Below are 12290 nucleotides of genomic sequence, written 5' to 3'. Positions count from 1 at the left end.
GCGACGCCGCTAGGGCATGCGCGGGGTAATGCGTGACGGCTCTACCAACGGGACAAGTGGAACGAACTCCTCAGAAACAGCTTGAGGAAGTGGACCCGCTGGTGGTGCTGGTTCTGTGAATTCCCCTGTGTTGTAAAGCTTGGATAATGGCTTGATGATACCAGCACTTCCGATCTGGCACACAGAGGAGTTGGTAATGCCATCGATCTTAAGTGAGTTGATTACGATATGCTGCGTGACAAAAAAGTTCATGCGAAATCTCGTCCCTTTGCCCGGTAATCATTCGTTTCTTCTACAAAAAGCGGGATATCATTATCGGATTGTTCATTGACGTAGACGACGCTACGTGGAATTTTAAATGACAAATTTGTACCAGAATTGAATGATCCTCCACCTGCGAAGGTCTTGGCATAGCTGGTAGGAGCGATTTTACGGACGTCTCCGACATTGAAAACGCCGCCCACGTTGTTTACATTGATGACTCCAACGAATGCTGGCATGTTCGGCACATCCTTTTGGGAGAGATCCTCTCTGTATTGTATGTCGTAGGCCATTGGGTGTTCATACCTGTTTTTGCGACCGAACCAGTGCGAGTTGCATACGATGTATGGATGGGCGCGAGTTTTAGGAAAAGGAGAAAAAGTTCCATGAATATGAAGGTGACGAATAAAAAAATAGACGTCGGTGATTTCAGTTTTGGTGGAGTAACTAAGTCGTCGATTGTGCTGATTGGGGACACCGATGTCCTTTCCTGCTACTCTATATTTGATACGCCGCTACATGCCGTGATTTATTCACCCCAGGTTCCTATCCAGGCGTTAGACCTTGGTTTGCGAAGAGGGTAGCGGTGGTTTTTACGTGTTTGTGTATTTGGTCTGATAGTGGCTGAGAGCCAGCAACGGCCAAATCCAACGATAGCTGTGATAGGCAAAGTATGTGCCGCCAGGGCGTCCCCCGCCAGTCGGGTAGCGAGTCGTCCAGTCATTTGCTTGATTGTGAGTGAGCAAATAGTGAATCCCTCGTTGCAGCTCTGTCGTCGGCTTGGATGATACGGCTATCAGTGCATCGATTGCCCATGCTGTCTGCGAGGGAGTGCTTACTCCGAGGGGGATGTACGTTTTTTTCTGGTCACTCTGGCAAGATTCTCCCCAGCCGCCGTCGGGATTTTGGTTGGCAACCAGCCATGCAACCGCTTTTTGGATGGCGGGATCAGTAGGGGAAAAGCCAACCGCCATTAGCCCGGTAATGGCAGCCCAAGTGCCGTATAGGTAAGCAATTCCCCAACGTCCATACCAGGAGCCGTCTGACTCTTGATGTTTGAGAAGCCAGCGGACTCCTTTTTCTACATGTGGGTCAGTCAATGTTCGTCCGGCATCGTTTCCGAGGAATTCCAAAGTCCTCCCTGTCAAATCGGCAGAGGACGGATCTGTACTGACGGTATCAGCTCCTTCAATCGGCAGGTGGCGAATGAAATCAGCATCTGTATTTCGTTCAAAAGCAGGCCAGCCTCCATCGTCGTTTTGCATGGATAATAGCCATTCGAGACCGCGTTTCCAAGCAGCAGCGGCTGTCATATCCGTACGGGCGAGCAGGCGTAGAGAGCGCAGAGCAGCCGTCGTATCATCAATATCCGGGTTCATCGTGTTGTAGTCAGAAAAGCCCCAACCGCCTGGCTTTCCTTTTGGATTGCGGATTTTCCAGTCACCGTACGTATGCTGCTGTTTCTGGAGAAGGTAACGGTTTGCTTTTTGAATCGCGGGATGGGTGGTAGAGAGTCCGCTTTTTTGCAGAGAAGTAGTCAAGAGCGCCGTGTCCCAGACGGCTGATGTAGCTAGCTGCAAGTGTGCGCCGTTTTCGTAATCGCAGACACTGTTCGTAAGCCCTTGCATCGCCTTTCGAATAAGCGGATCTTTCGGAGAAAACCCCCGAGCGAGCAGCGCAAATATCATGAAAAAGGTAGAGGTCGAGTAATTGTACAGAGTACCATCTGGCTCGATTCGCGCCAGGATGTATTGTTCCAGGCGCCGCAGGGCGAGCTTGTGCAGTTGTCCGGGTAAAAAGGGGAGCCGCTGCAAGGAATCGTGGATGGTGGCGAGGAACGATTGGCCCTCCTTGAGGAAATTCTCCAGGAATCGATGCGGATATAGACCGCGTGAGATAGGCGTATCTGCGTATAGATCGGACAAGTCTGGTGCATTGTCAGGCTTTTTTACATATTTGCGATCAGCCACAATCATCATGGGTGCAAGATGGACACGAGCGTACCCGACAAAATCGTAAAAGCTGACAGGGAAGCTCGAGTGCAAGAGAGCAATCTCGACGGGAACGAGAAAATGCGAGGGCCACTGGTATTGGCCTGTCAAGGCTGTAGCAAATTTGGTGAGCATGTTCGCTTGTGTCAGCCCACCCTTTTCCAAAATAAACGAGCGAGCCAGAGCCATTCTTGGTTCGTTCTTCGTGTATTTGCCTGATAACAGCAGAGCGTAATACGAATCAATGGTCGTAGACAGATGGCCATCATGCTCGTCAGGATACAGCTTCCATGCCCCATTCTCGTGTTGGAGAGATATGATGTGAGCAGTGAGCTTCTCCATCAAACGCTCATCATGAATACCCAGTGTGCGCAATAGGATGATCATGTGAGAATCTGTCATCGGTGAGCTTTCCAGACAAAAGCGCCAAGTGCCATCCTCTTGTTGGCGCTGTAACAAATAGGCTTGAATGCGGTTGATTTCTTGCTGGACTTCACGCAACTCATTCACCTCCCGATAAAATACGGCGTCTGAGGAAGAGAGGGGGAAGAGCATCGATGGGGTTGTTGTGGTACCAATACGCATCACGTCTGCCGCTTGCCATAAATCTGGGGAAGGTCCGTACGGCGACAGCATTATTGCCAGAACAAGATCAAAAGACTGTAGAGCGGATTAGACAGGAGACACTCGCCCACAACCGCGACAACATAGACAGAACGCGCGCCTATTTGTCGTTTTATCAAAAACATCCACAAGTTCACTGGGCGCTATTGGCACATCTCGTATCACGTAATGCGGGATGGAGTATGACCGATTTGCGGGGAGAATTATTGCCTCGCTTGCTCCGAGCAAAAGAGCAGCAGGATTATTTTTCGTTCTTGGAGCGGGGAAACTGGCTGATTTTTCACGATGCATACCCTCAATTGTTACTGTATGAAGAGTGTGTCAGGCGACAGACCAACCTTTTTTATTTACTGCCTCATCTGGGCGTCTCTACTTTCATGCAGGCGATCTGGAATCATTTTTGGAAGACAACGGATAAATATATACTCGCCATTGGTTTGATCATCAATGAACAAAACTACTTGGAAGAGCAGGTTATGAAAGACCCGGCCTATCAAAATTCTGTTGTCCGCACAATCCCGTTTGCCCTGCAGGAGCTTTTGCAACTGAATATGATCTTGCTTCCTCAGCAAAAAAGGGTTGATGAGCAGGGAAGCTCCTTGCAGCTCGCGGGTGAGCGCGTGTTTCATTTTTCCTCCTTACCAGAGAGAATCAGCTTGGGAAAAAGGCTGTACAGTCTGCTGTTTGGGGCAATAAATAGGCAGGAGGCAGCGTACGCTTGGGCATTGGATCAGCCACACACAGGTTCGCGAAAAGATTATTGGCCCCATCTTTTTCACGATGTGAATGAGACAGTTCCTGGCAAGCCTTATCAGGTAAAACTAATGAACTGTCAGCTGCGATCAGGGGCAAAGCGGCTATTTTCCCCAACGCTGCGCCAAGTTTGGAGACCAGTCAACCATGAGCAGCCAAAGGAGTTAGATTGGTACAAAAACAAAGGCGATGTATGGCGTGTGTTGACTCGAACGGAGGAGACAGCCGATGCAACAGAGATGAGTGAAGCGTATTGCCAGGCGTTGGCAAAAATCGAGTGGGCTGTCGCAGCCAGAGCGAGAATACTTGGCTAACTTGTAGTAAAATAGAGAGGAATCCAAAACGTTAGACTGAACCTCGACAGGCTTAGAGAGTTTTAGAAGGAGCGATAACCATTTGAAGATATTAATTATTGCGGAGAAACCTGACATGGGACGAAATATTGCTGCCGCAATAGATCCTAAAGCGAAAAATCACCGTACCTATTTAGAAGGTGAAAAATACATTATTACGTGGGCAATCGGGCACCTAATTGAACTGGCGGAACCGGAGGCGTACGACCAAAAATATAAAAAGTGGAATATCAATGATCTTCCTATCATTCCCGAGCCATTTAAATTAGTGCCCAATCGGAAAACAATCGATCAGCTAAAAATAATCGGGCAGTTGGCCAAACGAAGCAATCTGCTGATTAATGCATGCGATGCCGGGCGGGAAGGTCAACATATCTTTTCACTCATTCAGCGACATCTAAAATTGCGTCAACCCGTTAAAAGACTGTGGATCTCGGACTTGACCCCTGAAACGATCAGGAAAGGATTTGCGGAGATGAAGGATGCCGCAGCCTATGAAAACTTAACGAGGGCAGCAAAAGCTCGTAGTGAAGCCGATTGGCTAATCGGGATGAATGGCTCACGTGCATTTACGACCAAACATAACGTGCTCCTTTCTGTCGGACGAGTACAGACCCCTGTCCTTGCTCTCATTTATGATCGACAGAAACAGATTGAAGCTTTCTCATCGGTTACGTTTTTTCAAGTAGAAGGGCATTTTTCGCAGGGGGAGAGGACGTACAAGGGGATTTGGCAAGGTGATCGCTTAACCGATCCATCTAAAGCAGAAATGTTGGCTCGTAAAGTGAAAGGAAAACAAGGGCGGATCGCGTCCTACGAAGTAAAGGATACCAAGGAGTACCCATTCAAGCTGTACGACCTGACATTGCTGCAACGTGAGGCCAATGGCAAGTACGGTTTTTCCGCCAAGAAAACCTTGGATGTAGCACAGGCACTCTATGAAAAACACAAGGTGATTTCTTATCCGCGGACGAATTCCAACTATGTGACGGAGCAAAATATTCCCGAAATGCACAACACCTTGTCGTCCCTGCAAGGCACTGGGTATGACGATCTGGTAAAGGGTGCAAACCGTAGTTTGGTTCATAAAGGCAACAAATTTATATGCAATCCAGCAAAAGTAGACGACCACCACGCTATCCTGCCGACAAATCGCAAGGCTTCAGGGTTAACGCCAGATGAGCAGAAATTATACGATTTGATCGTTCGTCGCTTTCTGTCACAGTTTTATCCGCCAGCGGAATATAAGATGCATACAGTCGTAACCGATGTCGAAAATGAATTTTTCAAAACATCGGTGAAAGAACGGAAAAGTCTCGGTTGGAAGATTATTTATGCTGACCAGCAGAAGGAAAAGCCCAAGAATGTAAAAGGTGCGGCCAAAGAAGAAGAGGATAAGGAAGAGATTGAAGTTAACGAGCCTTTTATCATTCAACCTGATGCCAGCGTATTATGCTCGGACGCCATAGCAAAGGAGAAAGAAACACAGCCGCCCAAGCATTATACGGAAGGAACGCTTCTAAAAGCCATGGAAAGCGCAGGCAAGCAAATCGAGGACGAAGAACTGCGTGATGCGATGAAAGAATCTGGTCTGGGAACCCCGGCAACTCGTGCCGCAACTATCGAACGGCTGAAAAAGGTCGGATACGTTGAGATGCAGGGGAAAAGGATTCAACTTACGCTAAAAGGCCGTACCGTTATCGAATTGATTAGGGGAGCAGGGATCGAACTATTAACCTCTCCTGAAATGACGGGGCATTGGGAGCGCCGCTTAAATGAGATCTCCCGAGGGACCGCTTCCGACGGGCAATTTATGGAGAATGTGAAGAAATTCGCTACGATGATCGTAGAAAAGGTTCGCGTGCAATCTCGTGCTGAGAAGACCTTATTTGAGAGTGAGAGTACCACGCAGAAAGGGTCTTCGAAAACAAGAGGACGAGCTGGCGGGCGAAGTACAGGCAGTTCAGGTAGCAGGAATGCCACAAAGACTGCAACTCGAACAGCAGCTAAGACCGCTAGTACTACTTCCAGTATCATCACCAAATGTCCACGACCGGGGTGTGGAGGCTCCATTTTCATGGGACGCAAAGGTTACGGTTGTTCGAATTACAACGTGGGCTGTAAATTCGTCATATGGAAAGAGAATTACGGGCGTATGCTGACGGATACACAGATTAAATCACTCATTGAAAAAGGCAAAACGGGTAAAATGAAGCTTGAACGTCAGGATGGAACACCATTTCAAGCAAAACTGATTTTGAAAAGCGTAGAATCGGGCGAACTTACTTTCGAACAGTAATTTTTTGTGACACGTAAATCAACAATTTGTTCATTCAAAATAGATCTCATCCCGTCGCTAAAACTGTTCACCCCCTACCTGTGGAAACCATGTTTAGGCTGGTTGGGACAAAAGAAGATCTCGCATCACTAGCGATGCTGTGGACTGCAAGCAGTCATTAGGGGGTGCCGGCAATAATTCTTTGGAGTGATGGCCTTCACCGACTGGATATCCATTAATAGAAACACAATTGATCAGGTCTGTGGGCAGATCAATGGCTAACGGCGAAGAATGCGGGAACTAGGGATCTTGAAAGCAAGGGTAAAAAACTTTATCGAGGACTTTTCAACGAGGACGACCGCGTTTTAGCAGAAGGTTTGTGCGATCCAAAAAGTTCAAGCAAGATTGCCTTAACATGGTGAAGGACTTAAACTTTCTTACACGTTGAAAAAAACAATTGTAAGACTTCGGTACTTCACGTATAGTTGAAGGTAGTTATTGATTTTGTAAAAATAATGGAGGTGGGGAACATGACAATGACATACATGAGTTCTATTTCAGTATGCAATCATATTCCATTTCCCCATCTGGCGTACGTGAAATCCTCCTAGTTTATCTAGCAGGTTCTCTTAGCTGTGCCTAAAACACGGGGATTACCCGTGTTTTTTTGTATGGCAACGATGTACGCGTCAAAGGCTTGGTGTAGCCAAGTTTGTTTATGTTTGACGCCGTGGGGATCGAATATCCCCACGTTTTTTTTGCTATCTACTGCCGTGGGGATTGAAAGCTCCACGGCTTTTTTCTACTCACATACTAATTGGAGGTTGAGACGATGAGTACAATTAACAACGGTGCAGGACTTGTAATAGCAAAAGGGCTTTCGGAAGAGTGGTTGAAACAGATTGTCCATTTGGCAAAAATATGCGAAGCATACGATGAATTTGATTTATCCGTCAACCTGAACGTATCGATGCTCCAAAACCGCCAACCTGAACAAACGAATGATTTTCTGTACGTCCAAGATGGGCAACTGGTTGGATTCCTCGGTATGTATGCGATCGTCAGTCCGAAAGAAGTGGAGATCAGCGGAATGGTTCATCCAGACTATCGACGCAAAGGAATCTTCCGCGCTCTGTATGAACAAGCAAAAGCTGAATGTGAAAAGCGTGAGGTAACGCAAATTTTACTCGTCAGCAATCGCAAGTCCAAGGAAGCCAGTTCTTTTGCAGAAGGCGTAGCGGCCACTTATCAATTCTCTGAATACAAGCTGGATTACTCCGCTACAGCGCACGTAACTGCTGTGGAATCAGATAACTGTCTACAGCTTTTCCCAGCCACCACGAATGATTTTCAGACACTGGTAGAGATTGGCGTAAGCGGTTTTGAGGATACAACTGATCTCATGACTGCGCTAGTTACACGCAATTTGTCAGAGCCATCCTTCCAAACGTATCTGGCTCATTATGAGTCTGAACCAGTCGGGATGATTACCGTAAGCGAAGAGGATAACGAGTTTTTCATCTCAGGATTTTGCGTAAAAAAAGGGCTCCAAGGAAAAGGGCTGGGTAGAAAAATCCTCTCTCAGACAGTGGAAATCTTGAATCAAAGAGAACACATAGGAGGAATTAGCCTAGAAGTGGCTGTCGATAATCAAAACGCCTTGTCACTCTATCAATCTACAGGATTTGAAGTCGTCTCAGTCTACGACTATTATGTCGGGTGAGGCTTGATTGAATGAAAAATCATGCTTTGCTAGATTCCAATATGCTTATGATTTTCATCTATTCCTTTTTTACGAAATTTCATTTGTGGCTTCCCATCTATGTGCTGTATTTACAGCAGGTACGAGGCCTAAGTCTGGCCACAATCGGAATGGTAGAGGGATTTGGTTGGGTAGCTGCCGCTTTGGCTGAGGTACCGGCTGGAATCCTTGCAGATCGTTTCGGTCGCACCCGTTCTCTTGTGATAGGAGTCTTATTAATGGCTCCTGCCATGATCCTCTACGCATACACAGGCTGGTTCCCGATTCTTTGCTTGCTGCAAATCGTATGGAGCGTGGGAGGGAGCTTTATTTCTGGAGCTGACCAGGCACTCCTCTATGATTATCTACACGAGAAAGGTAAAGAAAATCTATTTTCCAAAGCGGTGAGCTATCAATTGGCAATAATGCGTATTGCCACTGCGTCTGCCGGAATCATTGGCGGGTGGTTAGCTACCTACTCGCTTGGTTTACCGTTTATTATTTGTGGGATTCTCTCCTTTGTTGCCGGGTGTGTTGCCTCTTTCATCAAAGAACCGAAACAATCGGGGGTGGGAACAAACAAAGAACACGAACCTCTCATCCACTTCGTTTTCAGTACCTCAAGAAAGGTATGGAAGAGAAAGAGCTTGCGCAATGTACTGCTCTATTCTGCTATTCTGGCTGTTCCCGCTTTTTGCTTTACGTTTTTATTTGTTTCACCTTTCCTACATGAGAAAGGAATGACTATCGAATGGCTTGGCATTGTATTTATTTTCATACAAAGCACAAGTATTCTTGGTTCAGTCGTCTCCTATCACATGGAGAAACGATTGGGAGAGACAGCAACGGTTATCTTGTTCACCGTCATGATGGCTTTGAGTATTTTCATGCTTCCGTTGTTGCCTGAACTATCCGGGATCATCTGTATGATTCTCATCAGCTTCTTTTACTCCATCATCGAGCCTGTCTTAATCAATATGACGAATCAGCGAATCTCGGGGAATTCACGCAGTACGCTACTTTCTTATTCATCCATGATTAAGACGATCATCTTGGCGGTTCTGGTTCCTTTTTTCGGAAAGCTCGCAGAAGATGTTGGCTACCCTATTCTATGTACACTGATCTCTGTCGTTCTAATCGTTCTACCTTTGGTTTTCTTACGCAAAGAAAAGGATACGGCTACGCTATGATCTGAGCATACCTTTGAAGAGCCCCACAAAAAATGGCTATCCGATGCCGCGGCTGGTAAAAAAACTGAGCTAGCATGGATAGCCATTTTCTTCTACATCTGAGATGGACGATCCGGGAGTAGTTCAATAAATTTCTCCACATCCGTGCTGTCGTTGAACAGGTGAATGGAAGCCAGAGATCAGTCATTTTCATAAAAATAAACCCCTCCCAAGGCTAGTTACTATTAGCTTCACTAGGTTAGGGAGGGGTTAATCCATATTTCGAACCAGTTCGTTGAACAAGTTACTAGTGGGATTTTCCTGAAAATATACCGTCAAGAAACTCGATTGAGACGCGTTCTGCGTCCTTCCTAGGTTCAATTTCAGAACCTTGTCGTAGTTGTTGGTACATCTTGATCGTATTTTTTAGCGCGTGGTAGCAACTTTCAAAGCTGTGGATGGGAATCGTTCCTTTTAGTTCCTCCAGTTCCTTGAGAGCGTATTTCTCGAGCTTTCGAACCCCTCTCGGGGAATGACCGTTGCGAATGAGTACCAACGGCCCTAATACTGCATTGCGCATAAAAGTTAGCGTATCGATTAATTCGAATAATTCGCCTCTCCCTAATTTTGTGGCGCAGTAATGCACCCATACCCAGAAGCGATCTTCGATCCATTGAGGATGAGGGAAAGGGAGAGAGGGACTTGTTTTACTGAGTATCGTTGCAATACCAGAACCGCTCTCCCAAAGAATCAGTGGGTTCTCGACTCGGGATTCGAGCTCTTCCAGTTGAACAAATTTGAGGTCGACATGAAGAGGGGCTGGGCCATATAAACAAATAAGCAATCTCGGTTCCCCGACATGCTCGCCTGTGAATGCAGAAAGTAAATGACCGAGTCTTTCGGCAATTAGGAAGCGTTGTTCCATGATCTCATTTCGAAAAGCATAATTGTAGACGATTATTAAATCCAGATCACTATACTCATCCATTTCTCCGTACATCATAGATCCGCCTGCGAGGAGACCTATAAGTCGTTGATCTTGACTTACATACTTAATCGCTTGCTGAATGAATCGATCATGTAAAGGTAACTTCATGCGAAGCACTCCTTATAAAGTGACCCATAAAATGGGTATTATTTAAAAATAACATTTACAATTAGTGGTAGTCAAGGGTATGTAGGTCAATATAGCAACACATCGCACTATCGGACGAGTACATTGAAAAAGGCAAAACAGGTAGAATGAAGCTTGAGCGTCAGGATGGAACACTAGATGCGTTTTTGAAATGAAATACAGGTTGCGCTCTACGAAAAGTAAAGGTGAGCCAAATAAAAAATAAATTGTTGAAACTTACTTGCGTAACTATCGTAAATACATGTATAACGGGGACGGCTAATTCAGGCCGAACTACCTAGCACGTACTTTAAGGAGGAATAATCCATGTCCATTTTTAAAAGACTGCGTGATTTGACCATGTCTAATTTGTATGCTTTGATTGAGAAAGCAGAAGATCCAATCAAAATGACAGACCAGTATTTGCGTGATATGCAAGAAGACTTGAGTGAAGCAGAGAAAGCGGTTGCCGCTCAAATTGCTTTGGAAAAGAAATTCAAGGTGCTGTATGAAGAACAGGAAGCCTTGGTGAAAAAGCGTGATGAGCAAGCTCACATTGCAGCACAAGCACAGAACATTGATCTGGCTCGACGGGCTCTGGAAGAAAAGAAAGCTGCCGAGCAAAAAATGAACGAATACAAGGAAAGCTACGAGAAAAACAAGTTGGCAGCCGACGGATTGCGCGAGAAGCTGGCTGAGATGAAAAAACAGATAACCGAGCTGAAAAACAAGCGCGAAACATTAGTTGCTCGCGTAAATGCAGCAAAAGCGCAAAAGACGATCAACCAAGCGATGGGTAGCTTCGACACGAACTCGGCTATGTCAGGCTTGAAACGCATGGAAGAAAAAGCACTGCAAATGGAAGCAGAAGCAGAAGCGAGCGGCGAGATTTACAAAAAACAGAGCTCTTTGGATGATGAAATTGCGAAGCTGAATAAGGATCAAGCCGTTGAGGACGAATTGGCTGCTCTGCTGAAAAAATATGAGGGGTAAACCGCTTCAGGCGGTTTCCCTTTTTTTCAGACCTTAAACACCTTGACGGAAGTGGAGTGATTCGCTTTGACGTGGACAGAAATACTAGGGATGCTGGTTTGGACAGGAGCCGGCGGCATTTTACTTTTTGTTTTAATGTGGATCGATTCGTTGTTTACGAAATACAAGGACATCACGGAAATCAAAAATGGAAACATCGCGGTCACGACGCGTTTTGTCATGAAGCTGTTTGCGCAAGGATACATCTTATCGCAATCTATCATTACCTCCAACTCATTGTGGACAGCACTGCTCTTTTCTGTGGTTTCCTTTATTATTTTATTCCTTTTGGAAAGAATCGTGGAATGGCTGTTAAAGCAAGTAGCTGGACTGGATCTGGAAAAAGGGACGCAGGAAGGAAAGGTGGCTCATGCCATGATGGCTGGTTCATTCCATCTCGTGGGTGCCTTGATTTTGGCTGCATGTCTGTAAGACGTGAAAGGGAAGGGAGTACAGCATGAGTTTGATGAAGCGAATCCAAAACATTTTTGCCAAGCATGAGCCTCCTGCACCGGAGAAGAGTATCCTGACGGTGGGACCGGGTGATGTGGTCGATGTATCGCTCGTTACCTATCAAGTAATCGGGAAGGCGAGCAATGCGAGTCGCAAAGCCACGATGCTTACCTTGCAGGATGGAACGACCATTCGCTACCTGTATATCGAGGAACGGGAGAAGATCGTTTATCATCTGTATAGCGTCATTGATGGACGACTGGATTCAATAGACGAGGTACCGACCACAATCGAGATGGACGATGTCACCTACCATTTGGAGGAGCAATATAATGGCGCCATCCAGACTGTGGGAAAAGCGCCGTTTCACACATCAGGGGAGCAGTTCATTTGGCAATTCCAATCGGATCAACGCCAATTGCTGCGGATCGAGTGGCAGGATGGCCGTTTCATGCTCTATGAGGGAGAAAGTGTTCTGCCAGCGGACGTGCAGGTATTGCGCGGCACATAGAGAGGAGGGA

12 protein-coding genes are annotated in these 12290 nt (G+C 46.3%); 8 read left to right on the top strand and 4 right to left on the bottom strand.

Features of this window, described 5'->3' with window-relative positions; all coding sequences use genetic code 11:
* Positions 1-9 precede the first annotated feature (9 nt).
* Positions 10-252 carry a spore germination protein GerPB gene (locus tag FO446_RS18430; RefSeq protein WP_173608187.1) on the bottom strand — a complete coding sequence of 81 codons (243 nt, stop codon included), beginning with the start codon at positions 250-252 and terminating at the stop codon, positions 10-12.
* A complete protein-coding gene (locus FO446_RS18425; RefSeq protein ID WP_173608186.1) occupies positions 249-500 on the bottom strand; it encodes a spore germination protein in 252 nt (83 codons plus the stop codon). Before FO446_RS18425 ends, FO446_RS18430 begins: the two co-directional genes overlap by 4 nt.
* Positions 501-647: 147 nt before the next feature.
* On the opposite strand from FO446_RS18425, the gene FO446_RS18420 reads away from it, so the two are divergent.
* Positions 648-845 carry a hypothetical protein gene (locus FO446_RS18420; RefSeq protein ID WP_173608185.1) on the top strand — a complete coding sequence of 66 codons (198 nt, stop codon included), beginning with the start codon at positions 648-650 and terminating at the stop codon, positions 843-845.
* Between the two features lie 9 nt (positions 846-854).
* Here FO446_RS18420 and shc read toward each other — a convergent pair whose 3' ends face one another.
* Positions 855-2837, bottom strand: coding sequence for a squalene--hopene cyclase (gene shc / locus FO446_RS18415; protein WP_237898728.1), 1983 nt, complete (start codon positions 2835-2837; stop codon positions 855-857).
* Here shc and FO446_RS18410 point away from each other — a divergent pair.
* From FO446_RS18410 to FO446_RS18395, 4 genes are all read left to right on the top strand, one after another.
* Entirely contained in the window at positions 2810-3943 is a 1134-nt protein-coding gene (locus tag FO446_RS18410; RefSeq protein ID WP_237898725.1) for a DUF2515 domain-containing protein, read from the top strand. The two genes, shc and FO446_RS18410, sit on opposite strands and share 28 nt — an antisense overlap.
* 82 nt (positions 3944-4025) lie before the next feature.
* Positions 4026-6281 (top strand): type IA DNA topoisomerase, encoded by a 2256-nt coding sequence (locus FO446_RS18405; RefSeq protein ID WP_173608182.1) that lies wholly within the window; start codon positions 4026-4028, stop codon positions 6279-6281.
* 811 nt (positions 6282-7092) lie between these two features.
* Positions 7093-7983, top strand: a complete 891-nt coding sequence (locus FO446_RS18400; RefSeq protein WP_237898723.1) for a GNAT family N-acetyltransferase — start codon at positions 7093-7095, stop codon at positions 7981-7983.
* Between the two features lie 11 nt (positions 7984-7994).
* Positions 7995-9191 (top strand): MFS transporter, encoded by a 1197-nt coding sequence (locus tag FO446_RS18395; protein ID WP_237898721.1) that lies wholly within the window; start codon positions 7995-7997, stop codon positions 9189-9191.
* Between the two features lie 286 nt (positions 9192-9477).
* Here FO446_RS18395 and FO446_RS18390 read toward each other — a convergent pair whose 3' ends face one another.
* Positions 9478-10266 (bottom strand): nucleotidyltransferase domain-containing protein, encoded by a 789-nt coding sequence (locus FO446_RS18390; RefSeq protein ID WP_173608179.1) that lies wholly within the window; start codon positions 10264-10266, stop codon positions 9478-9480.
* Between the two features lie 345 nt (positions 10267-10611).
* On the opposite strand from FO446_RS18390, the gene FO446_RS18385 reads away from it, so the two are divergent.
* The 3 genes from FO446_RS18385 (at position 10612) to FO446_RS18375 (ending at position 12280) form a co-directional block, all read left to right on the top strand.
* Complete coding sequence (locus FO446_RS18385; RefSeq protein WP_173608178.1) at positions 10612-11277, top strand: PspA/IM30 family protein; 666 nt, start codon at positions 10612-10614, stop codon at positions 11275-11277.
* A gap of 66 nt (positions 11278-11343) precedes the next feature.
* A complete protein-coding gene (locus FO446_RS18380; protein ID WP_016740756.1) occupies positions 11344-11748 on the top strand; it encodes a DUF350 domain-containing protein in 405 nt (134 codons plus the stop codon).
* A 25-nt stretch (positions 11749-11773) separates the two neighbouring features.
* Complete coding sequence (locus FO446_RS18375) at positions 11774-12280, top strand: DUF4178 domain-containing protein (RefSeq protein ID WP_173608177.1); 507 nt, start codon at positions 11774-11776, stop codon at positions 12278-12280.
* Positions 12281-12290: the final 10 nt, after the last annotated feature.

The organism is Brevibacillus brevis, from assembly GCF_022026395.1.
Classification (GTDB): Bacteria; Bacillota; Bacilli; order Brevibacillales; family Brevibacillaceae; genus Brevibacillus.
This window is presented reverse-complemented; position numbering and strand designations above follow the sequence as displayed.

Bases quoted from the DNA above. Each gene is read 5' to 3' on its own strand.
- FO446_RS18430 (WP_173608187.1), bottom strand. From the start codon at position 252: ATGAACTTTTTTGTCACGCAGCATATCGTAATCAACTCACTTAAGATC.
- FO446_RS18425 (WP_173608186.1), bottom strand. From the start codon at position 500: ATGCCAGCATTCGTTGGAGTCATCAATGTAAACAACGTGGGCGGCGTT.
- FO446_RS18420 (WP_173608185.1), top strand. From the start codon at position 648: ATGAATATGAAGGTGACGAATAAAAAAATAGACGTCGGTGATTTCAGT.
- FO446_RS18410 (WP_237898725.1), top strand. From the start codon at position 2,810: ATGGGGTTGTTGTGGTACCAATACGCATCACGTCTGCCGCTTGCCATA.
- shc (WP_237898728.1), bottom strand. From the start codon at position 2,837: ATGCGTATTGGTACCACAACAACCCCATCGATGCTCTTCCCCCTCTCT.
- FO446_RS18400 (WP_237898723.1), top strand. From the start codon at position 7,093: ATGAGTACAATTAACAACGGTGCAGGACTTGTAATAGCAAAAGGGCTT.
- FO446_RS18395 (WP_237898721.1), top strand. From the start codon at position 7,995: ATGAAAAATCATGCTTTGCTAGATTCCAATATGCTTATGATTTTCATC.
- FO446_RS18390 (WP_173608179.1), bottom strand. From the start codon at position 10,266: ATGAAGTTACCTTTACATGATCGATTCATTCAGCAAGCGATTAAGTAT.
- FO446_RS18385 (WP_173608178.1), top strand. From the start codon at position 10,612: ATGTCCATTTTTAAAAGACTGCGTGATTTGACCATGTCTAATTTGTAT.
- FO446_RS18375 (WP_173608177.1), top strand. From the start codon at position 11,774: ATGAGTTTGATGAAGCGAATCCAAAACATTTTTGCCAAGCATGAGCCT.